The 26,354-nt window shown below is 61.1% G+C and carries 20 protein-coding genes and 2 tRNA genes; 15 read left to right on the top strand and 7 right to left on the bottom strand.

Translation table 11 applies throughout. From position 1 onward, the window contains the following. Positions 1-10 precede the first annotated feature (10 nt). Together IB238_RS05740 and IB238_RS05745 are read right to left on the bottom strand one after the other, a co-directional pair. Positions 11-1,348 carry a DUF6538 domain-containing protein gene (locus IB238_RS05740; RefSeq protein ID WP_192244361.1) on the bottom strand — a complete coding sequence of 446 codons (1,338 nt, stop codon included), beginning with the start codon at positions 1,346-1,348 and terminating at the stop codon, positions 11-13. 169 nt (positions 1,349-1,517) lie between these two features. Next, a tRNA-Asn gene (locus IB238_RS05745) sits at positions 1,518-1,592 on the bottom strand. A gap of 164 nt (positions 1,593-1,756) precedes the next feature. On the opposite strand from IB238_RS05745, the gene IB238_RS05750 reads away from it, so the two are divergent. The 5 genes from IB238_RS05750 (at position 1,757) to IB238_RS05770 (ending at position 5,653) form a co-directional block, all read left to right on the top strand. Continuing rightward, the gene (locus IB238_RS05750) at positions 1,757-2,041 is read left to right on the top strand and encodes a hypothetical protein (protein WP_192244363.1); all 285 of its coding nucleotides are present in this window, start codon (positions 1,757-1,759) and stop codon (positions 2,039-2,041) included. A gap of 142 nt (positions 2,042-2,183) precedes the next feature. Further along, positions 2,184-2,744 (top strand): BA14K family protein, encoded by a 561-nt coding sequence (locus IB238_RS05755; RefSeq protein WP_192244365.1) that lies wholly within the window; start codon positions 2,184-2,186, stop codon positions 2,742-2,744. 281 nt (positions 2,745-3,025) lie between these two features. After that, positions 3,026-3,099: transfer RNA gene (locus IB238_RS05760), tRNA-Cys, on the top strand. A gap of 394 nt (positions 3,100-3,493) precedes the next feature. After that, positions 3,494-4,327, top strand: coding sequence for a DUF2066 domain-containing protein (locus IB238_RS05765; protein WP_192244367.1), 834 nt, complete (start codon positions 3,494-3,496; stop codon positions 4,325-4,327). Between the two features lie 225 nt (positions 4,328-4,552). Beyond that, complete coding sequence (locus IB238_RS05770; RefSeq protein ID WP_192244369.1) at positions 4,553-5,653, top strand: polyamine ABC transporter substrate-binding protein; 1,101 nt, start codon at positions 4,553-4,555, stop codon at positions 5,651-5,653. A 172-nt stretch (positions 5,654-5,825) separates the two neighbouring features. Here the strand turns inward: IB238_RS05770 and IB238_RS05775 are convergent, their stop codons facing one another. The 3 genes from IB238_RS05775 to exbB form a co-directional block, all read right to left on the bottom strand. After that, a complete protein-coding gene (locus IB238_RS05775) occupies positions 5,826-5,993 on the bottom strand; it encodes a hypothetical protein (RefSeq protein ID WP_192244371.1) in 168 nt (55 codons plus the stop codon). A gap of 153 nt (positions 5,994-6,146) precedes the next feature. Continuing rightward, complete coding sequence (exbD, locus tag IB238_RS05780) at positions 6,147-6,572, bottom strand: TonB system transport protein ExbD (RefSeq protein ID WP_192244373.1); 426 nt, start codon at positions 6,570-6,572, stop codon at positions 6,147-6,149. Positions 6,573-6,575: 3 nt separating this feature from the next. Further along, positions 6,576-7,469, bottom strand: coding sequence for a tonB-system energizer ExbB (exbB, locus tag IB238_RS05785; protein ID WP_348648201.1), 894 nt, complete (start codon positions 7,467-7,469; stop codon positions 6,576-6,578). Positions 7,470-7,916: 447 nt separating this feature from the next. Between exbB and IB238_RS05790 the strand changes: the two genes are divergently transcribed. The 6 genes from IB238_RS05790 (at position 7,917) to exoR (ending at position 17,170) form a co-directional block, all read left to right on the top strand. Next, complete coding sequence (locus IB238_RS05790) at positions 7,917-8,567, top strand: protein-L-isoaspartate O-methyltransferase (protein ID WP_192244375.1); 651 nt, start codon at positions 7,917-7,919, stop codon at positions 8,565-8,567. Between the two features lie 359 nt (positions 8,568-8,926). Continuing rightward, a complete protein-coding gene (locus IB238_RS05795; protein ID WP_281414453.1) occupies positions 8,927-10,318 on the top strand; it encodes a TolC family outer membrane protein in 1,392 nt (463 codons plus the stop codon). A gap of 164 nt (positions 10,319-10,482) precedes the next feature. Beyond that, entirely contained in the window at positions 10,483-11,286 is an 804-nt protein-coding gene (locus IB238_RS05800; RefSeq protein WP_192244377.1) for a DUF2497 domain-containing protein, read from the top strand. A gap of 156 nt (positions 11,287-11,442) precedes the next feature. Continuing rightward, positions 11,443-14,283, top strand: a complete 2,841-nt coding sequence (locus IB238_RS05805; RefSeq protein WP_192244379.1) for a valine--tRNA ligase — start codon at positions 11,443-11,445, stop codon at positions 14,281-14,283. Between the two features lie 354 nt (positions 14,284-14,637). Beyond that, a complete protein-coding gene (locus IB238_RS05810; protein WP_192244381.1) occupies positions 14,638-15,915 on the top strand; it encodes an OmpP1/FadL family transporter in 1,278 nt (425 codons plus the stop codon). A gap of 451 nt (positions 15,916-16,366) precedes the next feature. Beyond that, a complete protein-coding gene (gene exoR / locus IB238_RS05815) occupies positions 16,367-17,170 on the top strand; it encodes an exopolysaccharide production regulator ExoR (protein ID WP_192244383.1) in 804 nt (267 codons plus the stop codon). Positions 17,171-17,261: 91 nt separating this feature from the next. On the opposite strand, the gene xth is transcribed toward exoR, so the two are convergent. Then, positions 17,262-18,044, bottom strand: a complete 783-nt coding sequence (xth, locus tag IB238_RS05820; RefSeq protein ID WP_192247398.1) for an exodeoxyribonuclease III — start codon at positions 18,042-18,044, stop codon at positions 17,262-17,264. 99 nt (positions 18,045-18,143) lie between these two features. Continuing rightward, positions 18,144-18,476, bottom strand: a complete 333-nt coding sequence (locus IB238_RS05825) for an iron-sulfur cluster assembly accessory protein (protein ID WP_192244385.1) — start codon at positions 18,474-18,476, stop codon at positions 18,144-18,146. A gap of 213 nt (positions 18,477-18,689) precedes the next feature. Here IB238_RS05825 and IB238_RS05830 point away from each other — a divergent pair, with 213 nt between their 5' ends. From IB238_RS05830 to nagZ, 4 genes are all read left to right on the top strand, one after another. Beyond that, the gene (locus tag IB238_RS05830) at positions 18,690-19,907 is read left to right on the top strand and encodes a deoxyguanosinetriphosphate triphosphohydrolase (protein ID WP_192244386.1); all 1,218 of its coding nucleotides are present in this window, start codon (positions 18,690-18,692) and stop codon (positions 19,905-19,907) included. A gap of 67 nt (positions 19,908-19,974) precedes the next feature. Continuing rightward, positions 19,975-21,735 carry an arginine--tRNA ligase gene (argS, locus tag IB238_RS05835; RefSeq protein ID WP_192244388.1) on the top strand — a complete coding sequence of 587 codons (1,761 nt, stop codon included), beginning with the start codon at positions 19,975-19,977 and terminating at the stop codon, positions 21,733-21,735. A gap of 61 nt (positions 21,736-21,796) precedes the next feature. After that, positions 21,797-25,147 (top strand): SPOR domain-containing protein, encoded by a 3,351-nt coding sequence (locus tag IB238_RS05840; protein ID WP_192244390.1) that lies wholly within the window; start codon positions 21,797-21,799, stop codon positions 25,145-25,147. 131 nt (positions 25,148-25,278) lie between these two features. Further along, positions 25,279-26,298 (top strand): beta-N-acetylhexosaminidase, encoded by a 1,020-nt coding sequence (nagZ, locus tag IB238_RS05845; RefSeq protein ID WP_192244392.1) that lies wholly within the window; start codon positions 25,279-25,281, stop codon positions 26,296-26,298. Positions 26,299-26,354 lie beyond the last annotated feature (56 nt).

Genomic DNA, 26,354 nt, shown 5'->3' on the forward strand with positions numbered 1-26,354 from the left:
CCAGCAGCCGCTAACCCTGCATCCCAGCTGGCGCCCAAGTGAATTTGATGCCGTCGAGGAACACCTTCCGTCGCTCCATTTCGGGGCCGTCGCCGTAGCGCGGCCGCCCGAACTCGTGCCCCATAAGGTCTGCCTGCATGCGATCGGAGCAGGCGGCGTTCTCGATCCTGTCCTGAAAGCTGTGCCGTAGCGAGTAAACTGTGTGCTCGTCGGAGGGCATCAGCCCGTTGTTGCGCATTACCTTGTTGATCAGCGCGGAGGCGGAATCGGACTTGTCCTGGTATTTCTTGAAGCCATGCGGCCGCTGGCACATTGCCCAGAGCGAGACACCGACGAGCGGCACGCGGCGGATGGAATGGTCAGTCTTCTGCCGGCGGTCGGTTCGTTCGGCAATCTCGATATGTGGCACCTCGTCGTGGAGGCGAATGTCCTGCGGTCTCAGATTGCAGATCTCGCCGAGCCGGGCGCCGGTTTCCACCATCGAGTAGACGATAAGGCGCGCATCCTCGTCGAGCATGTCCATCGCGCCGGTTGCCAGGATCTTCTCGCTGATCCAGCTGACGGGGAAGGGCGGCCGACTGGTGCCCTTCGTAGCGTTCGTTTCCTTGATCCGCGCCTTTTCCCAGATCGCGTGATAGGTGGTGTGCAAGGCGTTATCGATGGGCGTCAGCATGCCCATGATGTCGCTGAACGAGCGGTTCGCCGTGTCTGCTGTTAGTCCTTCGCTGATGACCTTGTCGGTCCACCACTGGCGAAATTTCAGCACGTCTGCCCGGGTGATTGCGGAAAGCTCCAGATCCCCTAGGACATCGATCGCGTAGCGGATGGCACGCTCGCGCGAGACCTTGTGCTTCCTCATCTGATTCTTCGACATGCCGGTCAGGCCGGCGGCGTTGTGCTTCTCATACAGCGACCAGATATTGCTGATGCGTGGCTCCGGTTCCTCGACCGTGCCGGCGACCGCGTCGACCACGATCTGCGACTTGTCCAAGTGCTCAGCGACGATTGCGAGCCGACGCTCCAGCTCGTCGAGGGGCAGGGTGGCAATCTCATCGACCGGCCTATAGGCAAAGCCCATCGACTGCGCGAGCTTCACGGCAGCTTCGTATCTGGCGAAGGCGGTATCGTTGTCGTTTCCGGCGAGCAGTGCTCGCCAGAAGGCTTCGGCGGCCTCGTGGACCGCCTGCGCCTTATCCAGCGCCTCTTTCAGGCTCTTCGTCTTCAGCGATTGCTTGATGTGGGTGCGTGCGTCGAGGTGCGCCACTTCGGTCGGGACGCGCCGATAGTAGCGATAAATTCCGCTCGCCGGGTGTTTGACCACATATCGCGCGATGTCGTGCGAACCCATCGACCGCCTCTCTCCCGATGACTTGTAGTCCGAAATGTAGCCAAAATGTAACCAAAAAGGCAATGCGGCGTCGCGCGTTTGGGGGGCGGACGGGTTAGCGTGGCGATGTAAGTTATTGAAAAGGCTTAAAGAAAAAGCCCCGCACCGTGAGGTGCAGGGCTCTTGAAACTGGCTCCCCGGGCCGGATTCGAACCGGCGACCTGTCGATTAACAGTCGAATGCTCTACCGCTGAGCTACCAGGGATCATCCGCTCGCTGCGGAGTGAGCGCGTAATACAAACGCTGGACCGATTTGCCAAGCGCTTTTTGCGAAAAAAACGCAAGTTCCTTGATTGATTGTGGAGAAGGGCCCAGATGAGACGCTGAACCACGTGGAAATCCAGCATTCCTGAATTGCGAGCTGAACGGATGAAGCCGAAAAACACGTCGAAGACCCGCTTCGGCATCGATCATCGGACCCATGAGATCGTCATTGGCCCGTACCGCCAGAGGCTTCCGCAGTCGCGCATGGTCCGCATGCTCATCGGTTTCATGCTGATCTTCTTTGGCCTACTCGGCTTCCTGCCCGTACTCGGCTTCTGGATGATTCCGCTTGGCCTTCTTGTGTTGTCGCACGATTCTCCCTCCGTCCGCCGCCAGCGGCGCAAGCTCGCCGTCTGGTGGGCGACGCGCAAGATGCGCCGCCGGGGCTAGGAGCGGGGCGAACGGCGTTCCTTGTCAATGCGGGCGCGCCGTGGCGCCGCTCTTGTGTTCGTCTGTGCTGTGGCTAGGCGCGCCGTTGCGGCACAAAGAGCCGTCTCGTGCGTTATGCCATCAAATGGCAAGGGTGACGCACATGAAGATGCTCGCAACTATCGGCCTATCCGCGGTGACTGCCATTGCCGGAACCCTGCCGGCGGAGGCATTTCCGTCAATCCAAGGCGCGCAGCTTCAGGTCTCGAGTGATGTTCAGCAGGTGAAGCAGCGCAAGTGGTATCGCAAACGCGCCTGGAACCGCGGCTTTATAGCCAATCGCGGCGACAATGATGGCGGCACATTTCGAAGATATTATCGACGTGGCGACGATGGTCATCGCAATCATTCTCACCGTTACAGGTTCTATCGTCACGGGCACCACCATCGCCATTATGACGATCACGATGATTTCGATGATTTCGGGGCCGTGTTCGGCGGGTTGGCGGTCGGAGCGATCCTTGGTGGGCTGCTGACCCAATCCTATGCGCCGGGCTACCGGTATAACGCGCCGCGCTACTATGTGCCGAGCTACTACGGATCGGATACTCATGTCGGCTGGTGCTATGCGCGTTACCGGTCGTACAGAGCGGATGACAACTCATTTCAGCCCTATTATGGCCCGCGCCGGCTGTGCATCTCGCCTTATTACTACAGCAGGTGACGATAGGTTTCTGTTCCGACGTGATTTTGGGGGGCGGAGAGCAAACGGGTGGTGCGTGTTGCCGTTGGCTTCGAATTGACGCTGAATTTGAATGTGGCCAACGCCATAGTGCCGCAGCGTCCCGAGATTGCTGGCAGAGATGTTGATCGGGGCGATCTGTTCGAACGCTGTGGAAACATCAATTGAAAAACGGGAGACGAGCGAATCCGGGATCAGCCCCCTTGCGTCCACGTGAAATTCGTTCTAAACGCCCGGCACCACTCGCTTTTAAGCAAACGGACGGCCTCGTGGCGGAGTGGTTACGCAGAGGACTGCAAATCCTTGCACCCCGGTTCGATTCCGGGCGAGGCCTCCACCTTCGCTTTCTTTCCATGTAAGGCATTGTTTTTACTGCTCTATCTTTTTGGGTGTGGCACTCCAGAACGCCACCGTAGGGCTAAGTGTGGCAATTCGTTCGCCGTTTATCCCTGCGAAGCCAGCAGCTTCGCGCCCACTCCGTCCCGATCGATCTTCGCCACGGCCTGCGTGCGAGGCGCGCCCGTTCTGCGTTGCGAGTGTAGCATCCTCATGACGCGCGCCGCACCCTCCGGTTTCGGCCCGAGGTGCCGCGCGAATCGGCCAGCCGCAAGCGGCCGGCGGGTTCAAGAACTGGGTCACCGTCGGCAAGATAGCCTGCCTTTGCATTGATCGCTCGGAGGTGGTATTTCTTGCGACCAGCTACCCCGGGTGGGCCGGAATATGGGGGCAGGATGCATTACTTTCGTTGCATCACCGGTATTACGGTCGCCATGTGCGCTCTCGCCTCTCCAGCGGGAGCGACCGATCTCGACGACCTTTACCAGTCGGTCACGATCGTCACCGGCAGCGACGAAAGGAACCGCCCGGCAGGTTTCCAGGAGTGCCTTGATCGCGTGCTAATCCGCGTCTCGGGTGATCAGCGACTAACGACACTGCCGGCAATGGCCGAACCGAGAGCCCATGCGGGCAGTTTCATCGCCTCCTTCACCTACCGGGACCGGCTTGCCGGTCGACCCATCCACGATGAACAGGGCACCCATGACCGGCCACATGACCTGACCTGCAGATATGAGCCGGTCGTTATCGACGGGCTACTTCGGCAATTGGGTAGCCGGCCCTGGCGTGGGGAACGACCACATCTCAGCATTTTCCTCAATGTCAGCCGCGGCGTAACGACCTACGCCGTCGAGCGTGATCAGCCACGCGACCTCGCCATGCGCCAGGCTTTCGAGCAGGCCGCCACGCCGCTCGCCTTTACCGTCGCCTTTCCGAGCGAAGCAGAAATAAAGAGCACGCTTTCAGCGGCGGGGCGCATTCGTCCCGACGATGTCGAACCATCCGACATCCCGCAGGCTTTCGCCACGCCGGTTGTCGGTCATCTCACCTGGAGCGAAAAGGACCTTGGCTGGGTGGCCCGGTGGCAGTTCCGCCACGGCGCGGCTTCCATCACCTGGGAAGTGCGCGGCGTCAATTTCGACGAAGCGTTCCGCGTCGCCATTCGCGGCGTCGCACAGATCTTGTCAGGTAACGGTAATCCACTGGCATCTGTCAGCGTGGGACGGTAGCAATGCTACATCCGCTGCGTTTCGGGGCGGCCAATTTCAAGTCCGCCGGTTTTCCTTCTCTCTTCCCACCGATAGCTCACGACCTCACAAGACGTTTTCGCCTTGTTCAAGCTACGGAAGAGATTTCAATTATGGTAGAAGAGATTACGGACTGATCCTAACGTGCACATTATGTCCGCCCGGCTCTGATACGGGCAGAATTTTTTGATATCGGGAGTACCCTTCATGAGAAAGTTGAACTTCTTGGCGACTGTTGCGGTTGCAGCACTGACCGGCATCATCGCGTTGCCGGCAGAGGCGCAGGAGCGGACGGTGAACATTTACAACTGGTCCGACTATATCGATGATTCGATCCTGGCTGACTTTACGAAGGAAACGGGGATCAAGGTCGTCTACGACACGTTTGATTCCAACGAAACTGCGGAAACGAAGCTGCTTGCCGGTGGGACTGGATACGACGTCGTGGTGCCGACTGCAGACTTCCTGCAGCGACAGATCCAGGCGGGCGTGTTCCAGAAGCTGGACAAGTCGAAGCTGCCGAACCTCGTCAACATGTGGGACGAGATCTCGCAGCGCGTCGCCTTTGCCGATCCGGGCAATGAGTATGCCATCAACTACATGTGGGGCACGAACGGCATCGGCTACAATGTTCAGAAGGTCAAGGAGATACTCGGCACGGACGAGGCGCCCGGCTGGGATGTCGTGTTCAATCCGGAGCTCGCGGCCAAATTCAAGGATTGCGGCATCTACTTCCTCGATTCCGCGACGGAGATGATGCCAATGGCACTCCACTATCTCGGACTTGACCCCAACTCGCACGATCCCGCGGATCTGGAAAAGGCCGGCGAACTCCTGCAGTCGGTCCGCCCGTATGTCCGCAAGTTCCACTCCTCCGAATATATCAACGCTCTGGCGAACGGTGATATCTGCCTGGCGCTCGGTTGGTCCGGCGATGTTCTGCAGGCGCGCGATCGCGCGTCGGAAGCCGGCGCCGGTGTCGAAGTCGGCTACTCGGTGCCCGCCGACGGGACGATGATGTGGTTCGACATGATGGCAATCCCGGCTGATGCGCCGCATGTCGAAGAGGCGCATGCCTTCCTCAATTATATGATGAAGCCGGAGGTCATCGCTAAGGCTACGAACTACGTGTTCTACGCCAACGGCAACAAGGCGTCGCAGCCCTTCGTCAGCAAGGAAATCCTCGAGGATCCGTCGGTCTACCTCTCCGAGGAAACGATGAAGAAGCTCTACACGCACGATCCGTACGACCCGAAGACGCAGCGCATCGTCACCCGGATCTGGACCAAGGTCGTCACCGGCCAGTAGTCGCGGGGGGCCTGTGAGATGGCATAGCGGGCGGGCAGCAAACCCGCCCGTTTTGCGTGTGCATCCTGATCATCTAGAGTCTAGCGCATGAACCCTGGCTGAGTAGGTCGAGCGATCGGTCGCGTCCAGTAGTGCGGAGTTGTCGCGCGCGTCGCCCGTGTGCCTCGATAGATCAGTACTCGGCGTTCATGGTACCGGTACGCATCCCCGTGACTTCTGCGTCCGGCGATGGGCCCTGGTACTGAGAATAGGTTGTGTTGTAGGCGCCTGATTGGGTGGCGCAGCCGGGTAGGGCGAGAAGCGCCAATGCAAGCATGAGTATCGAAGCACGGTGGGTCATGGCGTCCTCCATTGCCGGGAGCATGCAGCGGATTTCAATCTACCGCTCGTTGCGGGCGGGTGGCAAGGGGATCGCGGCGTCCGCAAGGGCTCTGGGCCGGGCAGGGTGTCTAGATACTTAACGCCGGCGCAACAGGCGCTTCCGCTCGGATGGTCAGCCTGGGGTTCCCTCCAGCCCGACAAGAGCGATTCTCGGGTAGCCGGCTGCACGCAACAGGTTCATCACTTCCATAACGTCGCCATAGCCGACCGCCTTGTCGGCACGAAGCAGGATGCGCGTTTCCTTGTTGCCCTGCGTGATTGCATCCAGGTCTGCAGCGAAGTCATCACGTTCCACCGTGCCATTGCCGAGCGAAAGCGCCAGATCCTTCTTCAGCGTCACGAACACCGGCTTGTCTTCGCGCGGTGCCGGTTTGGCGACCGAGGAGGGGAGGTCGACGTTAATATCCACCGTCGCCAGCGGTGCGGCCACCATGAAGATGATGAGCAGCACGAGCATCACGTCGATGAACGGCGTCACGTTGATCTCGCTGTTCTCCTCAAGATCGTCGCTGCCGCCTTCCTTGATCCTGCCGGCCATGGCTCACCCGACCCTGACGAGAGTGGGGTCCGGACGGGTGGAGCCGGAGGGGCGGAATGCCGCAAGCTTCGAGCGGCGCACATCGAGGTCGCGGCTGACGAGGCGTTCGATTGCGGCCGAGGTGTCGGTTAGTCCTTGCCGGTAGCCGGTGATGGCGCGGGCAAGGAAGTTGTAGATGACGACGGCGGGAATGGCCGCCACAAGGCCAATGGCGGTTGCAAGAAGCGCCTCGGCGATCCCTGGCGCGACGATCGCCAGATTGGTCGTCTGCGCCTTCGAGATTCCGATGAACGAGTTCATGATTCCCCAGACGGTACCGAAAAGGCCGACAAATGGTGCGGTCGAGCCGATCGTTGCGAGGAGGCCCGTTCCCTTGGCGATCCGGCGGGCGGCCTGAACTTCCATGCGCTGGAGGCGCGAGGCGACCCGTTCCTTCACCCCCGCGTCTGAGACGTGATCCAGCACGGCTTCCGAACTGTTCATCTCGGCCCGCGCGGCCGCGACCATGTGTGCGGGAACGCTCTGGCGACCGGCGAAGATCTGCTCGGCGACAGCGAGACCCTGCGCTGCCGTGAGATCGGCAATGGCGCGTCTGACAGAGCGTTGAGCGGTCGCAAGCTCGACAATTTTGGCGATGAGGACGGTCCAGGTGGCGACGGACGCAAAGGCAAGGCCGATCATCACTGCTTTTACGACCACGTCTGCAGCAAGGAACATGCCCCAGGGCGATAGATCGTGCGGCAAACCGCTCTGTCGCTCGCCTTCGGTGCCCGTCGACGTGTCATTTGCATCTGGGCGTTGTTGGACGCCGGGCGCGACCGTCTCGGAAGATAAGGTGTCGATTTCCAAGCCCTCGACCGCAGTCGCAGTGCCTACGGACGACGCCGCGGTGTTCACACCAGGCCCCGTGTTTGCATTGCTGGAAGTACTCGGCCGGTCTTGCGTGTGCGCTGTGCTGGTGACCGATGACGCGGCCCCTTCCTGGGCGTGTCCCGGTGTTGAGCAAAATACTAGGCCGATTACGGTCATGGCCGCCGCCACGTGGCGCTGTTTTGACAAGGTCGGATCCTCGGTAGTCGTTATGGGGAAGCGAGCAGCAGGGGTAGGGCGCGCGTTCGCGGGGGCGAAATCATGAGTATTTCATACCACAAATGTGCGCCGGAGCAATATTATTATGAGTTAAATACTCATGATATATCTCGCCCACGTTGTGGGGAGTGCGTCATTTTTTGCCCATAGGTGGCGGCTATGGATATGGACACCCAATATGAAAGAGCATTAAGACAGGCTGAATATATCCGCCGGCCGACCGAACGGCCGCGAGCTTCTGACAGGGCAGGAATGATGGACTATACCGCAGCGCGCATTAAAATGGTCGACAACCAGATACGGACCACGGATGTGACTTCGCATTCCGTGCTCGAAGCGTTCCTGAAGGCTCCGCGCGAAGCCTTCGTTCCCGCCGCCTCGAAGCCGCTCGCCTACATAGATAATGATATCGAGATAGCGCCGGGCCGCTATCTTATGGAGCCGTCGCCGCTCGCAAAGCTCATCCAGCTTGCCACGATCACCAAAGAGGACCTGGTTCTCGAGGTCGGCTGTGGTACGGGGTATGCCTCGGCAATCCTGTCCATGCTGGCCGGATCGGTGGTGGCGCTTGAAAGCGATGAGGCTCTGGCTGCAAAGGCGAGCGAAACGCTAGCCGAACTCGGCTATGACAATGTCGCGGTCGTCACCGGCGACCTCGAGAAGGGATACGGGGCCGAGGCCCCCTATGACGTCGTATTCGTGAACGGTGCCGTCGAAGTCATTCCGGAGTCGTTCTTTGGCGAGTTGCGTGACGGCGGGCGGCTGGTGGCTGTTGAGGGTTACGGCAATGCATCGAGGGCGCGGCTGTTCGTCAAGGAGCGCGGTATCGCCTCGGAGCGCACTGTCTTCAACACTGCCGTCAAGCCGTTGCCGGGCTTCCGCAAGGCTGCAGAGTTCGTGTTCTGAGGGACCGTGAAATCCGATTCGAAATTCGGAAAGGATTTTATATTAATTTAGCATACGATCACGTGCATTGTGTGCGAGGTAAATGCTGAATAACGAGTTGGGGAATTGGATCAGGCCTGTGGATAGTTCGTCGGAAGCAGGTCGGGTGTAAGTGCGATGGTACCTCAGTACTTGTGCTGAGGGTGGGGAAAAGATACAGGTGATGGCATAAGGCCAGAGTGTGGCGACCAGATCGGACCGTTGCATTCGCAGGAAAACATGCGTATCGCGGCGCTGATGGCTGTCGTTGTTGCGTAAAGCGGGGCCGATACGCCGGTCCAGTCTGGAGTCTATACGTGTATAACTTTCGCAAGACCGCGCTGGCAGCAGCCCTCGTTCCCATCTTACTGGCAACGACGCAGCCTTTGTCTGCCGAAACCTTGGCCGGCGCCATGGCGAAGACCTACGCGAACAATCCGGACCTGAACGCCGCGCGGGCCGCACTGCGCGCCATCGACGAGAACGTGACCATAGCGAAGGCCGCCATGCGTCCGCAGATCAATGGTGTGGCGGAGGCCTCTGCAACACGCAGGAGCTTTGACAAAGATTGTGCCGTTCCCGTATCCCCTGGGGGGTTCTGCTCCGCACCACTGACGCGTCGAGATAGCGTCAACTCCTCCTATGGCATTTCGATCACCCAGCAGATCTTCGACGGCTTTCAGACACTGAACAGGGTGCGTTCTGCCGAGGCGAACGTGCTGGCCAACCGCGAAGCACTGCGCGCGCAGGAAATCTCGATTCTCCTCACCGCGGTCGAGGCCTACACCAACATCGCTCGCGACCAGGCGATCGTGAACATCCGCAAGCAGAACCTGGCGTTCCTGCGCGAGCAGCTCAATGCCTCCAGGGCCCGCCTCGATGTTGGCGAGGGGACGCAGACGGACGTGAGCCTGGCCGAAGCCCAGCTTGCCGAGGCCGAGGCTCTGCTCGTTTCTGCGCAGGCGGCACTGAAGTCGAGCGAGGCGGTCTATTTCCAGATCGTCGGCGACCAGCCGAAGAATATCAAGCAGCCGGTGCCGACCACGCGCGGAATCCCGAGGAACCTCGATGTGGCGGTCGCCAACGGTCTGCGCGACAATCCGCAGATCCTCTCGGCGCAGCGCAGTGTCGATGCGGCCGGCTATAACGTCAAGGCGGCCGAGGGCACCATGCTTCCTGGCGTTTCCCTCCAGGGCGATGTTTTTAAAACAGTCGATGGCGGTGACAACGCCAACCCCGATAACGTCGCCGGCAGCATTTCCGCCCGCGTGACGATACCGCTTTACCAGGGCGGCGCCGAATATGGTCAGATCCGCCAGGCCAAGGAACGGCTCGGCCAGCAACGCATCCTCGTCGATTCGGCGCGTCTTGAGGTGCAGCAGACGATCATTTCCGTCTATACGCAGCTCGAGGCCGCATTGGCGGCGATCAAGGCGAACGAGGCGGAAATCGAAGCTGCGGATCTGGCGCTGAAGGGCGTGATCGAGGAGCGCAACGTCGGTCAGCGTACAACGTTGGACGTGCTGATCGCTCAGCAGACCGTGCTCGATGCCCAGGAGCGGCTTGTGATCTCCCAGCGGATCGCGGTCGTCGCTAGCTATTCGCTTCTTGCGTCGATGGGGCGCCTGACGGTCCGGGACCAGGGGCTGAAGGTGGCCGAGTATCGCGCCGGCGACCACTACGAAGCCGTCAAGGACAAGTGGTTCGGCCTGCGCACCGTGGACGGTCGGTAAAACCCCGCCCGTTGGCAGGGCCCACAATTCTGTGCATCACTGTTAAGAGTTGATTCGCGACGATTTTTTTGCCCTCGCGAGTGGCTTATGGTCTTGCTCATCGCACCGCATCGAGCCCCCATTTCGTGTTCGTCGGCTGCGAATAGCAGTGAACGGGGATGAAAATGGCTCAGCCGAATGTAGCGCGTGAACCCTCGATGGAGGAGATCCTGGCGTCGATCCGCCGGATCATCGAGAGCAACGAGCCGCCGCTTGGCGCGCCTCCGATGCTGATCCAACCCGCGAACATCGATGCGGCGTCCGATGATGACAATTTCGACGACGAGATCATCGTCGCCGATTTCCATGCCGAGGAAGCCCGCCGCGCTGCCGAGGTGAAGGATTCCGCGCCCGATGTAATGCCGGTGGTCCAGCCCGATACGCGCGCGGCTCAACCGGCGATTTCGCTTGCCGATGTCGCAGCCCGCGTACGCGCCGCCTCCGAGCGAAGCGGCGTCCTCACGCGCGAGGCAAACACAGGTAACGCCGAACTGGAGAGGTCTGAGCGCCAACAGCCGGAGCGGTCGGAGCGCCAACAGAATGTGACGAGTCCGCTGACGACTACGCGGATGCCTCCCTCCAGTGCAGTGGGTGTCGATTTGCAGGGCGCGAAAGCGGCCGGGGAAGATTTCGGTCCGTCTCGGACCAACAGCGATACCTACGAAGTGTCTGCGGCGCCGTTGACCGATGCGGCGTTGCCTGCCGCAGCCGCGTCGCTCGTTTCGCCCGCGGTGGGCGCACAGGTGGCGAACTCCTTCGGGGCGTTGGCGGAGGCCGTCGAGGCCGGCCCGCGTCGCTCGTTCGATGAGATCGCCGAGGAAATGTTGCGGCCGATGCTGCAGGAATGGCTCGACGACAACCTGCCGACTCTCGTGGAGCGGCTGGTGCGGGAGGAAATTGCCCGCGTGGCACGTGGTCCGCGCCGCTAGCCCCTTGCTTCTGCCATTGTGCTGCCCCATGTCCTGAAAGGGCGTGCAGCACTGCAAGCCGCGCCGGGAGCGCGGCTTTTCTTTTGAGGTTGTTGACTTCAATCTGGGCATCCGGTTTAGAACCCGATGACTGCAACAATGGGTATGGCCAGTAAGATGCTTGAGAAAAATTACGATTCCGCGGCCGTAGAACCGAGAATTGCGAAGGTATGGGAAGACGCGGATGCGTTTCGTGCCGGCGCGGGGGCCAAACCCGGCGCCGAAACCTTCTCGATCGTGATTCCTCCGCCGAACGTTACCGGTTCGCTGCACATGGGCCATGCGCTCAACAATACGCTGCAAGACATCATGGTGCGCTTCGAGCGCATGCGCGGCAAGGACGTGCTGTGGCAGCCTGGCATGGACCATGCCGGCATTGCGACCCAGATGGTGGTCGAGCGTAAGCTCATGGAAAAGCAGCAGCACCGTCGCGAGATGGGCCGCGAGGCGTTTGTCGAGAAGGTGTGGGAATGGAAGGCTGAGTCGGGCGGCCTGATCTTCAACCAGTTGCGCCGCCTTGGTGCCTCGGCCGACTGGTCACGCGAGCGCTTTACCATGGACGAGGGCCTCTCGGAGGCCGTTCTCGAAGTATTCGTAACGCTTTACAAGGAAGGTCTCATCTACAAGGACAAGCGTCTTGTGAACTGGGACCCGAAGCTTCTGACCGCCATTTCCGACCTCGAGGTCGAGCAGGTGGAAGTGAACGGCAACCTGTGGCACCTGCGCTACCCGCTCGAGCCGGGCGTGACCTATCAGCACCCGATTGCCTTTGACGAGGACGGAAAGCCCGTCGAATGGGAGACCCGCGACTATCTCGTCGTCGCGACGACGCGGCCGGAAACGATGCTTGGCGATACCGGCGTTGCCGTCCATCCGGACGACGAGCGCTACAAGGGCATCGTCGGCAAGCACGTCATTCTGCCGATCGTCGGCCGCCGCATTCCGATCGTCGCGGACGAATACCCGGATCCGACCGCTGGAACGGGCGCCGTCAAGATGACCCCCGCCCACGACTTCAACGATTTCGACGTCGGCAAACGCCAGGGTCTGCGCGCGGTCAGCGTGCTGACCATCGAAGGGCGCATCGCCATCAAGGATAACGAGGATTTCCTCGAAGGCCTCGATCATCCGGCAGCGCTGCATGGCGCCTGGGATCAGCTTGAGGGCAAGGACCGTTTTGAGGCGCGCAAGATCATCGTCGAGTTCCTCGATGAAGCGGGCCTCGTCGACAAGATCGAGCCGCACAAGCACACGGTTCCGCATGGCGATCGCGGCGGCGTGCCGATCGAGCCGCGGCTGACCGAGCAATGGTATGTCGACGCCAAGACGCTCGCCAAGCCGGCGATCGCATCGGTGCGCGAAGGCCGCACGAAATTTGTCCCGAAGAACTGGGAAAAAACCTACTTCGAGTGGATGGAGAACATCCAGCCCTGGTGCGTGTCGCGCCAGCTCTGGTGGGGCCATCAGATCCCGGCCTGGTACGGCCCGGACGGTCAGGTCTTCGTCGAGAAGACCGAGGAGGAGGCGTTGCACGCCGCCATCCAGCACTACATTTCGCACGAAGGGCCGTGGAAAGCCTGGGTCGAGGACAAGCTGGAGAACTTTAAGCCCGGCGAGATCCTGACGCGCGACGAGGACGTGCTCGACACCTGGTTCTCCTCGGCGCTCTGGCCGTTCTCCACGCTCGGCTGGCCGAAAGAGACGCCGGAGCTGGATCGGTACTACCAGACCGACGTATTGGTAACCGGCTTCGACATCATCTTCTTCTGGGTCGCCCGGATGATGATGATGGGGCTGCATTTCATGAAGGACGATCAGGGAAACCCGATCGAACCGTTCCACACCGTCTACGTTCACGCGCTGGTGCGCGACAAGAACGGGCAGAAGATGTCGAAGTCGAAGGGCAACGTCATCGATCCGCTCGACCTGATCGACGAGTACGGCGCAGACGCGCTGCGCTTCACGCTCGCGATCATGGCCGCCCAGGGCCGCGACGTGAAGCTCGATCCGGCGCGCATCGCCGGCTATCGCAATTTCGGCACCAAGCTCTGGAATGCCACGCGGTTCGCCGAGATGAACGGTGTCAAGATCGACCCGCAGTTCGTGCCGGAAGCCGCATCGCTGACGATCAACCGCTGGATTCTGACTGAACTCGCTCGGACTGCGCGCGACGTCACCGAAGCGATCGAGAACTACCGCTTCAACGATGCGGCTGGCTCCCTCTATCGCTTTATTTGGAACCAGTTCTGCGACTGGTATCTGGAGCTGCTGAAGCCGATCTTCAACGGTGAGGACGAGGGTGCGAAGGCGGAATCACAGGCCTGCGCAGCCTATGTTCTGGAAGAGACCTACAAGCTTCTGCATCCGTTCATGCCGTTCATGACGGAAGAACTTTGGGCGCATACGGCGGGCGAGGGCAACGAGCGCGTTGGTCTGATCTGCCACGCCGAGTGGCCGTCCCCTGCCTATGCCGACGACGCGGCCGCCGACGAGATCAACTGGCTGGTCGATCTCGTCACGGGGATCCGCTCCGTGCGCGCGGAGATGAACGTTCCCCCGAGCGCCATGGCACCGCTTGTCATCGTCGACGCCAACGCCGTGACGCGGACCCGGCTGGAGCGCCACGAAGCGGCGATCCGCCGGCTGGCCCGCGTGGACGCGATCACGCTCGCCGACGAGGCTCCCAAGGGATCTGCGCAGATCGTGGTCGGCGAGGCGACGGCTTGCCTGCCGCTCGGCAGCTTGATCGATCTCGCTGCGGAAGCCGCGCGCCTGGAAAAGGCGATCGCCAAGGCCGGCGCTGAAGCCGATCGCATTCGCAGCAAACTGGCCAACGAAAAGTTCGTCGCCAATGCCAAGCCGGAAGTCGTCGAGGCCGAGCGCGAAAGGCTGGCGGAACTGGATCAGCAACTGTCGAGTCTCGGCATTGCCCTTGCTCGGGTGGCCGAGGCCGGTTGAGTCGGTACTAGCTGCGATTTGTCCGCGTAAAATGCAACCGCGCCGCGACGGTGGCGCGGTTTTACATTGTGGATGGGACCAATTCGGCCAATGTGGTTGAAATGTGACACGCCGCCTGCGATGTGGAAAGAGATACCTAAATTTCGGCAGCTTTGCTTAAGGTGCGCGAAAATATTCTATTTGTTCCGCGTGTAGGGCGCGTAGAGGGGAAGCTTACGTAAATGAGCGAACCTCATCGGGTCGCTACGTTTCACGTCACTCATTTGCCAAGCGGCCTGCACTTTCTGATACTCCCGGCGACTGCGACGGTTCCGGGGGGACTGGACTGGCGTGGAGATTGCGAGGGGGACTTTCATGCAAAGAAAAACACTGGCGTCGAGCGTACTGGGGCTTGCTGCGTTCGCCGTTTCGACTTCGGCGCTGGCCGGCGGCCTTGAGCGTCACGGTTACGACGTGGACCTGTTGTTCGAGAAATCGCCGTACGTCTTTGACGGCACGGTGACCTACGTCATGCCGAACCGCGAGATGAAGAATGCTGTCGACCACAGCGTGCACCTCAATCCGGCGACAGGGTTGCCGCTTCCGACATTGAACGACCTCGGGTACAGCTCGACGGCCGACGAATATGAAAACTATGCGGATCCCTATCTGGGCGCCAAGGCAAGCATCGGCGATGCGGTTGACTGCGTGGTCGACTACTCCGAGCCGTGGGGAGCGCACTCCAATCCTGGCCAGGGCTGGGCCGGCGCCTATGACATGACCGAAATCAAGGTGTTCAGCCGGAATTACGGCGGCGCCTGCTCTTACAAGTTCGATGCTGGCCCGGGCAAATTGCGTTTCATCGCTGGCGGGTTCTATCAGGAAGTTGGCGGCGAAAAGGAAGCCTTGGTCCTGGCGCCGGAACTCTTGGAGATGATGGGCATTGTTTCTTCGGGGCTCGGTCGCCTGGAGGACATGGAAGGCAATGGCGGCGGCTGGCGCGCGGGTATCGGCTATGAGATCCCCGAATACGCCATGCGCGCAAGCTTGGTTTACACCAGCAAGGTTGACCTTGGCGAAATCAATGGTGTGCTTGACCTGACCGACCTTCCGGTCGGGCTCGATCCTCTGAGCGGAATCAATACGCCAGTCTATGGCACGGCGACGATGCCTGAGGTTCTTGAGCTCAAGGTGCAGAGCGGCATTGCACCCGATTGGTTGGCCTTCGGTTCGATCAAGTGGACAAACTGGAGCCGAATGCAGAACATTTCCTTCTGCCCGAAGGCCACAAAGGGGATTGCGGGCTGCTTCTCCGGTTCGCCGGTCGAAGTCACCTCGCTCGATCTCTACTATCGTGACGGCTGGACCGTGAGCAGCGGTGTCGGCCACAAGTTCAACGATCAATGGAGCGGCGGTGTGAGCCTGACCTGGGATCGCGGAACGAGCACCGTGACCGGCTCGCAGTCCGACAGCTGGACCGTCGGTCTCGGTACGGCCTATACGCCTACCGAAAATGTAGAACTGCGTCTTGGCGGCGCCCTTGGCATCCTGACGAGCGGCGAATCCAATCCGGTCCACCTGACCACAACCAGCTACGAATACGGCACCGACTTCGTCTCGGCCCTGTCCGGTGAGTTGAAAATCAAGTTCTGATCGACTTCCGATTTAAAAAGTGAGGTCCGGGCCATACCCGGGCCTTTTTTTTATCCGATGCTGCGCTCAATGCCGGATGATCCGGTGGCAACGGGAGATGGTTGACAGGCACTGTTCTCCTTTCGGTGTCTGTGCCGATTTGGCAACACATTCTTTGCGATAGTTTGCTAGACAAGAGTGGCGAGCCGTCTTGTCCATTTCCCGCCACAAACAGGGAGCAGCGATAGGCCGAGAGCGCGCTTCAGAGAGCGCCTAAGGAAACGATGAACCGAGTGATGCCATTGGTGACGATATTGCCGGAGGAACGCCGAATGCGTGTAGCGCCGGCAATGGCCGTTGAATGCCGCATGGCGATCGGTCGGTACATGGATGACCTTCTTCAAGTCACTGTTCCTCTTACGGAAAACCGCATCGAGCCCGGAATGGGGCACTGCGGAAGATAGCTGTAGCCATGTACAAGTCTGAGTCACTCTCGATAAAATGTCTGGCCCTTGGCCTCTGTCTTTCTTTGGGTAACGGGCTGTCGGCGACGAAGGCTTATGCGTTCGATCCGGCGTCGGGCGTAAGCAAGGAAAGCGGCCCCTTCGATCTCTTCAAGTTTGGCTTCTTCTCCTACAAGGAAGGCCGCAAGGAAGACGCGGTCGAAGCCTATCGCTACGCGGCCGAAAAGGGCCATACCGGATCGCGTTGGGCGCTCGCCAATATGTATGCGGATGGCGACGGCGTCGCCGAGAACGACCTGGAAGCGTTCAAGATCTATAGCGCCATCGCCAATCAGGGGGTGGAGCCGGGGTCGGACGACACCGGCTTCTTCGCCAATGCTCTGATCGCGCTGGCAGGTTATTATCGCCGCGGCATTCCCGACAGCCCGGTGAAGATCGATCTGGCGCAGGCGCGTCAGCTTTATTTCCAGGCCGCATCGACGTTCGGCGTGCCTGACGCGCAGTTCGAACTGGCTCGCATGATCCTTACCGGAGAAGGCGGCGCGGCCAACGTCCACCAGGCGAAGAAATGGTTGAACCGTGCGCAGAAGAACGGCCATGCCGGTGCCATGGGCTTGTTGGGCAACGTCATCTTCCAGGAAGGGCAGACGGCCCGCGGATTGGCGATGATGACCACAGCGCTCGACAATTGTGCCCCCAGCGATCGAGGCTGGCTGGAGGAGATGCAGGAACAGGCCTTCTCCCTCGCCAGCGAAAAGGACCGTCGCGCAGCCGTGACGATGACCCAGCAGATGAAGCAGGGCGTCAACTAAGACGCCTTTTGCGCTCGGCAGCGAGATCTGGACGGCGCCCCGGCGCGGGGCGTAGCCGTAAATTTTTCCGAAAGAGGAAACCGGTTTCGCTTTAGGCGAAATGCGCGACCACAGGCACGTGATCCGAAGGCTTTTCCCAGTTGCGAACGTGCTTCTCCACCCCTGTGCAGACAAGGCGATCGGACGCCTCCGGCGACAGCATCAGGTGATCGATGCGGATGCCGTTGTTCTTGGGCCAGCAGCCTGCCTGGTAGTCCCAGAACGTGTAGAGTGGCGTCTCATCGGTCGAAGCGCGCACGGCGTCGGTGAAGCCGAGATTTTCGAGCCGCCGGAACGCCTGGCGCGTTGGCGGAAGGTAAAGCGCATCGCCCTGCCAGACCTTGACGTCCCAGCAGTCGTGGGGCTCGGGAATGACGTTGTAGTCTCCGGCCAGTACCAACGGTTCCTCGAGCGCGAGCCGGTCCTGCGCGAACGCCAGCAGGCGGTCCATCCAGGCGAGTTTATAGGGGTACTTTACCGGATCCTGCGGTGGATTTCCGTTTGGCAGGTAGATGGAGCAAACGCGGATGACCCCGCCATCGATCGAAAAAACGCCTTCGATGAAGCGCGACTGCTCGTCGCCGTCATCGCCGGGCAGTCCCCGATTGATTTCGTCGGGGCGGATCTTCGACAGAAGCGCCACGCCGTTGAAGCCTTTCTGGCCATGAGTCTCGACGTGGTAGCCGAGCGACTCGACCTCGAGGCGGGGAAAGGCATCGTCCTGGCATTTGATTTCCTGCAGCGCGACAATGTCGGGACGGGATTCCCGGAGCCAGGCGAGCAGGTTGTCGATGCGGGCGCGCACGCCATTGATGTTCCAGGTGGCGATCTTCATCGGCATTCGTCTTTCTGGTGGATCTGATTGGTGGATCGTTCGGCGGGAGATCTTGATGCACGTCCGGCGCGGCAGCGCTCGCCTCGCGCGTCTTCGCCGTCAGATGGAAAAGCTGGTGCCGCAGCCGCAACTTGCGACCGCATTGGGATTCTTGATCTGGAACGACTGCCCCATGAGATTGTCGACGAAGTCGATTTCCGCGCCATCCATGTAGACGAGCGAGAGTTGGTCGATCAGCACGCGGGCCTCGCCCTTCTCCAGGACAAGATCGTCGGCGCCGGTGGCATCGACCAGATCGAACTTGTAGGAGAAGCCGGAACAGCCGCCACCTTCGACCGAAACGCGCATGGCATTCTTGGCGGGGTCAGCGCCGAGGATGACAGCAATGCGCTTGGCTGCAGCGTCTGAAAGGGTGACGTTCTTGTCGCTCATGAGGGCCTCCGGGCGGGGTCAAGGTCCGCCGAGATTCGATTCTTTTGCCGATACTTGCCGATCGGCGGCTGTTTCATATCGTATCGTGCACAGCAAATGATTGATATCATTATTCAATAGGCATGATGCTTGCAGTGCGGCTTTACGCTGTGCACACTATAGGTATGAAGGCATCGGGGCTGCGTCAATGGGCGGCCCGAATGCAGGTGAGCCATGACACTGGACAGACATGCCCTCGGCTTCGGCGCGGGCCAAAGGGCGATCTATGCGGCCGATCCCTGGTTGAACCGCGGTAGGCTTTTCGAAGAAGGGCAGAGCCCGACGCGCTCGGATTTCCAGCGCGACCGTGACCGGATCGTCCATACGACCGCCTTCCGCCGGCTGAAGCACAAGACCCAGGTCTTTATCGCGGCAGACGGCGATCATTACCGCACCCGACTGACCCATACGATCGAGGTGGCGCAGATTGCGCGGGCGCTGGCGCGCGCGCTCAAGCTGGACGAAGACCTCGCCGAGGGAGTCGCGCTGGTACACGACTTCGGTCACACCCCGTTCGGCCACACCGGGGAGGATGCCCTTCACGAGGCACTCGCCCCTTACGGCGGTTTCGACCACAATGCCCAGTCGCTTCGCATCGTCACCAAGCTGGAACGGCGCTATGCCGAGTTCGACGGGCTTAATCTGACCTGGGAAAGCCTGGAGGGGCTGGTCAAGCACAACGGCCCGCTGTTGACGCCGAAGGGTGAGGGGACACGCGGACCCGTTCCGCAGCCGATCCTCGACTACTGCGCGCTCCACGATCTCGAACTTGCCAGCTATGCCAGTCTTGAGGCGCAGGTTGCCGCGATTGCGGATGACATCGCCTACAACACCCATGACATCGACGACGGCCTGCGCGCCGGCTATCTCTCCTTCGATATGTTGGAAGAGGTTCCCTTCCTGGCCGAGTTGATGGCGGAGGTGCGGCGTCTTTATCCGGCACTGGAGCCATCGCGCTTTACCCACGAGATCATGCGCCGGCAGATCACCGCCATGGTCGAGGACGTCATCGGTTATGCGCAAGCCGCGCTGAGCGACGTTCGACCGGAATGCGTGGACGACGTGCGTCAGGCCGGTCGCGTGATGGCGACTTTTTCCGAGCCGTTTGCCGCGACTGACAAGGCGATCAAGAAGATGCTCTTCTCGCGCATCTACCGCCACCCGGAAGTGATGCGCGTGCGCGCCAATGCCGCGTCTATCGTCACCGACCTGTTCCAGGCCTTTATGGACGATCCGCAACAGATGCAAGGACACTATTGGGTGGACCATATCCGCGAAATGCCCGAGGCGGCGAGGGCTCGCCACGTCGGCGACTACCTTGCCGGCATGACGGATAACTACGCAGTCGATACCCACAGGCGGCTGTTTGACCATACGCCGGAATTGCGATAGTCACCCGGGCCGACTGGAAATTCAGCGCTTTGAGGCGCTTGGCGCAACCTGCGCACGGATGGAAGACATGAACCTCTTTGTCGATTTCGAGACCCGAATCAAAAGCGTATTGGAAGAACTTGATGTCGTGCGTGAAAAGCGCGCCGAAGTCGATTTTTCCCGCATCGGCGTCGAACCGCCGCGCGATGCCAGCCACGGCGATGTGGCGACGAATGCTGCGATGGTGCTGGCAAAGCCGCTCGGCACCAATCCGCGCGCACTCGCCGAACTGATCGTGGAGAAACTGCGCCAGGATCCGGAAGTCGCCGAGGTGTCGGTGGCAGGCCCAGGCTTCATCAACGTCCGCCTGTCCGTCGGCTACTGGCAGAAGGTGCTCGCCGACATTATCCGTCAGGGCACGGAGTTCGGCCGCAGCCAGATGGGTTCCGGGCGGAAGATCAACGTGGAATATGTCTCGGCCAACCCGACGGGTCCCATGCATGTCGGCCATTGCCGCGGCGCCGTCGTTGGTGATGCGCTCGCCAATCTGCTCGGCTTCGCCGGCTACGGCGTGACCAAGGAATACTACATCAACGACGCCGGTTCGCAGGTCGACGTGCTCGCCCGCTCCGCCTTTCTGCGCTATCGCGAGGCGCTGGGCGAGAAGATCGGCGAGATACCGGCTGGGCTCTATCCGGGGGACTATCTGGTGCCGGTCGGCGAGGCACTCGCTGCTGAATTCGGCTCCAGCCTGCGCCTGATGCCGGAGGAAAAGTGGCTGCCGATCGTTAAGGACCGCACCATCGATGCGATGATGGCCATGATCCGCGACGACCTGAAGGCGCTCAACGTCACCCATGAGGTCTTTTACTCGGAGCGTACGCTGCATGCCAATGGCGGCGCGCCGATCCGCACGGCAATCAATGACCTGACGTTCAAGGGGCATGTCTACAAGGGCGTGCTGCCGCCGCCTAAGGGGCAGTTGCCGGAAGACTGGGAAGATCGCGAGCAGACGCTGTTCCGCTCGACGGAGGTTGGTGACGACATCGACCGGCCGCTGATCAAGTCCGACGGCAGCTATACCTATTTCGCCGCCGACGTTGCCTACTTCAAGGACAAGTTTGATCGCGGCTTCGATGAGATGATCTACATTCTCGGCGCCGACCACGGTGGATATGTCAAGCGGCTGGAGGCTGTCTGCCGGGCGATTTCCGAGGGTAAGGCGAAGCTGACGGTGCTGCTTTGCCAGCTCGTCAAGCTGTATCGAAACGGCGAGCCGGTGAAAATGTCGAAGCGCTCGGGCGACTTCGTCACTCTGCGTGAGGTCGTAGAGGAGGTCGGCTCCGATTCGGTGCGCTTCATGATGCTCTATCGCAAGAGTTCCGAGCCGCTCGATTTTGACTTCGCCAAGGTCACGGAGCAATCGAAGGATAACCCGGTCTTCTACGTGCAATATGCGCACGCGCGCTGCATGTCGGTCTTCCGGCAGGCCGCAGAAGCCTTCCCAGATCTCGACCTCGATGGCATCGATTTAGCCTCCGCAGTAGCCGGCAATATCTCCGACGCCAGTGAACTGCAGTTGCTTGCCAAGCTTGCAGAGTATCCCCGCGCCATCGAGGCTGCGGCACAGGCCCACGAGCCCCACCGCATCGCATTTTACCTTTATGACCTGGCAAGTGCTTTCCACGCGCACTGGAATAAGGGCAAGGATCAGCCCGACTTACGTTTTGTTAATGATAAAAACCGAGAATTGAGTATAGCCAGACTCGGGCTGGTGTATGCCGTCGCATCTGTTCTAAAGTCGGGGCTTGCCATTACAGGCACAGCCGCCCCGAACGAGATGCGGTAGTGTCACCATTTGCCCACAATAAGCTGGCAGACGCGTTTTTGTAGCTTGTGAGTGGAGCAGCATGGCAGACAAGAATCTCGCGCGAAGCGGATCCGCCGATATCGATCTCCTGTCGGACGACGATCCTTTGGCAGAACTCGCACGCATTGTCGGCTACGAGCCTCGCAATGTCCCGACGGCGGCGCGTCCAGTGCCGCCGGAACCCCTCCAGGAGCCCGCTTTCGATCTGGAAGGCGAGTTGCTGCGCGAATTCGCGCGCTACGACGCTCCGTCACTTGATCCTGTAGCGGATGTCGAAGCGGATCGGCATGTCACATTTGGTGACGCCGCAGGCAATGCGCATGCAGGGGGGGTGGCGGAGCCTGTCGAAGGCGCCGCAGAGTCTACCGAGCAAACGCACGACTTTACGCAACTGTCACCGCCGGTCAGTGATTCGGAACGGCACGGCGGCTATTCACCATCTGACGCGAGCGTCGCTACGTCTGCGGGCGAATGGGCCGCGGCGCAGGTATTCCCCGAGGTAACGCAGTCTGCCGAGGTCGAGCAGCCTGTGGTCGCCGAGTCGGCGCCGGTTGCTGCGGTCGACATCCCTCCCCTGAGTGAGCCCGTCTTCCTTGGCTTGCAGCCGGCTGAAGTCGCGCCGTCTCTCGAGCCGGTTGCGCTTGATCTTGATCTTGATCTTGATCGCGAGCTTGAGCTTTCGCTTGGTGATGCTTTCGCCGATATGCCGGAGGCAAGGCATGTCGAGGCGCCTGCGCACCAGGTCGAGACACAATATGTTCCGAACGCGGACACATCCTACGATGCCGCAGCAGCTGGTTTGCCAATCGCGGCCACCGGCGACGCGCATACCGGCGTGCTGCAGGAATCGATTGTCGAGCCGGTCCCCTCCATCGTTTATCGCGAAGAAGTTAGCCTGGCGTCGCCACCTGTTTATTCGGAACCGCTGCCGGTAAATACGGAATTCGGCGAAGGGGCGCATTTCGAAGCCGCCGAGTTGCCGGTCGAGATTGCCTCGGTCGATTTCGTGCCGGCGTGGATGGCCGAGCCGCAGACTGATGTGCCCATGGCAGCCGTTGAGGATGCGCTGGCTGCGTCCGTGGCAGAAGCGACCTCAACTTTCGAGCCAGAGCCTTCTTATGAGCAGGCTCCCGCTGCTCGCGTCGCGGATGGCTACCATCTCGATGAACTCCTGGCCGAGGTCGAACGCTTCCCGGTACCGGAGACCCGTTCGCCGCTGGCTGCACCGCCCGAGACTCCGCGCACGCGGCCCGGTACGTTGGACGGGTTCTCCAGCGTCAAGTTCGGCCGTGCTACCCCTGTTGCTTTCAATCGGCAGCAGGGAACTGTCACGACGCCTTCGCTTGCTGCAACGCCGGCACCAGCGGCTCAATTCGAGCCAGCGACTGTCCCGGCTGCCCTGGCTGTCGAAATGGTGTCGGAAGCAAGCTGGACTGTTGCACCGCAGACTGCGGAGCCGGCAATCGAAAGCGCTGCTGCCGAAGGTGAGGACGCATTCGCGAATTTCGAGCTCGATCTTTCCGACATAGAGCTCGATCTGGATGCATCCGACCTGATGCTGGAGGATGAGCCGAGGCCCGTTGTCGCCCCGATCGCTCCGCAGCCGGCGGCTGTTGCACCGCATGTCGTCTCCGGGCCAGCAGTGGCGGAATTTTCTGCCCCGCAGCCGCTGCCGATCCTGTCTCCCATTCAGCAGACTAGAGCGGAACCTGCCTTTGTTCCTGCCGAGCCCGTCGCAGCGGCACGAGCCCCGGTGCCGGAAGACCTCGACGTCGTCCTGCCGTTCGACCCGTCGCTGATCGCAGAAACCGACACCAGTGTCGCGCCGGTCGCGGAACTGAATGTGCCGCACCTTCCGATCCCGGAGAAGGAAAAGCCGGCGGTTCACCAGCCGGAATACGACATCGACATCGATGCCGAGATGGCGCAGCTCTTCACGGACCCTGCAGCTGTTGCGGGCTATGCGCGCGGCACTGACCGGAGCGGCACTGTCGCGTCGGTGGCGGCTGCGGCCAAGGCGGGGGCGGGCGCAGCCGACGAATTTGACAAGGCTCTGGAAGAGGATCTGCGCCGATCGCTTTCGCAGCCGGAGCGCCACGCCATTCCGCTCGACGCGCAGATCGATGACGAGTTCGTCGGCGATGGCTATAACGAGCCGGCCCGTCGCGGCAGGGGGATGATGATTGCAGCCGCGGCAGCCGTCGCTGTCGTTCTCGGCGGTGCGGGCGTCTACGCATACCTCGCAAGCACGGGTGCCGTTGGCACAGATGCCAGCGAGCCGCGCGTCATCCTTGCTGACAAGGACCCCGTGAAGATCGTGCCCGAGGAAAAGGGCGGCAAGACGGTGCCGAACCAGGACAAGGCCGTCTATGACCGTGTTGCCGGCGCTACCAATACGGCAACGACGCAGGAACAGCTCGTCACCTCGACCGAAGAGCCGGTGGACGTGGTACAGCGCACCCTGGCGCCCGAGTCGTTGCCCTTCGATGGCCCGGAAGACGAAGCGCCAGCCATGGACAATGGAAATGCTTCCGCCAACGACGATCGTCTGCTTCCAGGTGTCGATGACGAGGCAGCAGCAGAGGCCAGCCAACAGGGCCGGGCGCCGGTGGTATCGCCGCGCAAGGTCCGTACCATGATTGTCAAGCCTGATGGCACGCTTGTTGCGCGCGAAGAGCCTGCGGTCGAGCCGGAAAGCGCCCTTGCGTCTGCCGAGAGCAACGTCGAGGCGCCGACGACCGGGAACGCAACTGTGGACGCTTCCGCATCGGCCAGCGCTGATGCAGGGCTGCGCGCCGAGCAGACAGCTGGAGCGGCCGTGGCCGCGGATGAGAATGCGCGTGCGATACAGGACGCCGCCAATGCCTCCGTCGCGGATTCGGCGCCGGTTCGTGTGGTTAGGACGACGACGGTCGGCAGCCCGGCGGATGCAACCGCCCAAGTCGCTGCAGACCAAGCCAGCGGGACGGCGCCCAACGGCGCTCCGGTTCCCGTGACGCGGCCAGCCGAGCAGCCGGTCGACGTCGTCGGAACGGTAACGGAACGCGGCCGCGTTGCAGACGCCAAACCGACGGAAACGGCCGCCCTCGCAGCCGATCAAACCCAGCAGGCTGCAGCCGAGCAGGCACCGGCGGCAACGGCCAATCCGGGCGGCTATGTCATCCAGATCGCCTCGCTGCCTTCCGAAGAGGAGGCGAACAAGTCCTATAAGAGCCTGTCTGCGAAGTTCTCGGGCATGATCGGCGGTCGCGGCGTGGACATCAAGCGTGCCGACATCCCGAACAAGGGAACCTACTATCGCGTCCGCATTCCGGCCGGTTCCAAGGAAGAGGCCAATGCGCTCTGCGCCAAGTACAAGAGCGCCGGTGGCAGCTGTCTGGTCACCAAATAGCCGAGCGGCCGAGAGCATCTCAACGAATGGCGCGGTCATACCGCGCCATTTCTGTCTCTACGGGGTGCTTTTTTGTGAATGTTTTTGGACTGCTCTCGCCTTTCGCGTCAGGCGCCGTATGATTCGGACCCATGAGCGAATCGAAATCCTTCATTTCCGGTTGCAAGGGCCTGTCCCTCACCGATGACGAAAAGGCCTTCTTCAGGGATGAACGTCCCTGGGGCTTCATCCTGTTTGGCCGCAACATCGGCGAGCCGTCGCAGGTCGCTGATCTCACGGCCGCACTGCGTGATACCATCGGCGGCGATCCGTGCATTCCCGTGCTGATCGATCAGGAAGGTGGTCGCGTCCAACGCGTGAAGCCTCCTTACGTGCCGCAGTATCCGAATGCCGCAGCCCTCGGCGCCATCTATCGACAGGACGAGGAGAAAGGGCTTCGGGCTGCCTGGCTGATGTCACGCCTCTTTGCCTTCGACCTCTCCCGCCTTGGCGTCAACGTTGATTGTCTCCCGGTCCTCGACGTGGCCGTACCAGGGGTGCACGACGTTATCGGCAACCGCGCCTATGGCCAGGAACCGGAGATCGTCTCCGCCATGGGCAAGGCGGCGTCCGACGGCCTGAAGGCGGGCGGGCTGCTGCCGGTGATGAAGCACATGCCCGGCCACGGACGCACGATGGTCGATTCTCATCACAATCTGCCGGTCGTGACCGCGCCGATGAACGAGCTGGAGGCGGTCGATTTCGTGCCGTTCCAACGCATGAAGGACGAATTGATGGCCATGTCGGCGCACATCGTCTTCACCGAGATCGACAGGGACAATCCGGCGACGACATCGCCCAAGATCGTCCGGGACGTCATTCGCGGCCACATTGGTTTTGATGGGCTGCTGATGTCCGACGACGTTTCGATGAACGCGCTTCGCGGCGACATTGCCGCCCGTGCGCGCGGTATCGTCGAGGCGGGTCTCGATTTGGTGTTGCATTGCCATGGCATCATGGAAGAAATGATTGCAGTTGCAGAGAATGCGCCGCCGCTGGTAGGAGAAAGTCGCCGGCGCGCGGATGCCGTGACGGCCGGTTTCCCGCAGGCAGATGACGCGGACGAGCAGGCGCTGCGGGAGGAGTTTAACTCCCTGATCGCTGTTGCCTGAGGGTTTCGCGAGCATAATGGGCGTTCCGCGCTAGGAGCATAGGTGTACGGGTCGAG

Origin of the sequence: Rhizobium sp. ARZ01, from assembly GCF_014851675.1 — a bacterium.
In the GTDB taxonomy this organism is placed as follows: domain Bacteria; phylum Pseudomonadota; class Alphaproteobacteria; order Rhizobiales; family Rhizobiaceae; genus Mycoplana.

What these genes read in the sequence shown, in the direction of transcription:
- IB238_RS05770 (WP_192244369.1), top strand. Translation starts at nt 4,553, where the DNA reads ATGAGAAAGTTGAACTTCTTGGCGACTGTTGCGGTTGCAGCACTGACC.
- IB238_RS05810 (WP_192244381.1), top strand. Translation starts at nt 14,638, where the DNA reads ATGCAAAGAAAAACACTGGCGTCGAGCGTACTGGGGCTTGCTGCGTTC.
- exbD (WP_192244373.1), bottom strand. Translation starts at nt 6,572, where the DNA reads ATGGCCGGCAGGATCAAGGAAGGCGGCAGCGACGATCTTGAGGAGAAC.
- IB238_RS05755 (WP_192244365.1), top strand. Translation starts at nt 2,184, where the DNA reads ATGAAGATGCTCGCAACTATCGGCCTATCCGCGGTGACTGCCATTGCC.
- exoR (WP_192244383.1), top strand. Translation starts at nt 16,367, where the DNA reads ATGTACAAGTCTGAGTCACTCTCGATAAAATGTCTGGCCCTTGGCCTC.
- IB238_RS05840 (WP_192244390.1), top strand. Translation starts at nt 21,797, where the DNA reads ATGGCAGACAAGAATCTCGCGCGAAGCGGATCCGCCGATATCGATCTC.
- IB238_RS05740 (WP_192244361.1), bottom strand. Translation starts at nt 1,348, where the DNA reads ATGGGTTCGCACGACATCGCGCGATATGTGGTCAAACACCCGGCGAGC.
- argS (WP_192244388.1), top strand. Translation starts at nt 19,975, where the DNA reads ATGAACCTCTTTGTCGATTTCGAGACCCGAATCAAAAGCGTATTGGAA.
- nagZ (WP_192244392.1), top strand. Translation starts at nt 25,279, where the DNA reads ATGAGCGAATCGAAATCCTTCATTTCCGGTTGCAAGGGCCTGTCCCTC.
- IB238_RS05750 (WP_192244363.1), top strand. Translation starts at nt 1,757, where the DNA reads ATGAAGCCGAAAAACACGTCGAAGACCCGCTTCGGCATCGATCATCGG.
- IB238_RS05825 (WP_192244385.1), bottom strand. Translation starts at nt 18,476, where the DNA reads ATGAGCGACAAGAACGTCACCCTTTCAGACGCTGCAGCCAAGCGCATT.
- IB238_RS05805 (WP_192244379.1), top strand. Translation starts at nt 11,443, where the DNA reads ATGCTTGAGAAAAATTACGATTCCGCGGCCGTAGAACCGAGAATTGCG.
- xth (WP_192247398.1), bottom strand. Translation starts at nt 18,044, where the DNA reads ATGAAGATCGCCACCTGGAACATCAATGGCGTGCGCGCCCGCATCGAC.
- IB238_RS05775 (WP_192244371.1), bottom strand. Translation starts at nt 5,993, where the DNA reads ATGACCCACCGTGCTTCGATACTCATGCTTGCATTGGCGCTTCTCGCC.
- IB238_RS05765 (WP_192244367.1), top strand. Translation starts at nt 3,494, where the DNA reads ATGCATTACTTTCGTTGCATCACCGGTATTACGGTCGCCATGTGCGCT.
- IB238_RS05790 (WP_192244375.1), top strand. Translation starts at nt 7,917, where the DNA reads ATGGACTATACCGCAGCGCGCATTAAAATGGTCGACAACCAGATACGG.
- IB238_RS05830 (WP_192244386.1), top strand. Translation starts at nt 18,690, where the DNA reads ATGACACTGGACAGACATGCCCTCGGCTTCGGCGCGGGCCAAAGGGCG.
- IB238_RS05800 (WP_192244377.1), top strand. Translation starts at nt 10,483, where the DNA reads ATGGCTCAGCCGAATGTAGCGCGTGAACCCTCGATGGAGGAGATCCTG.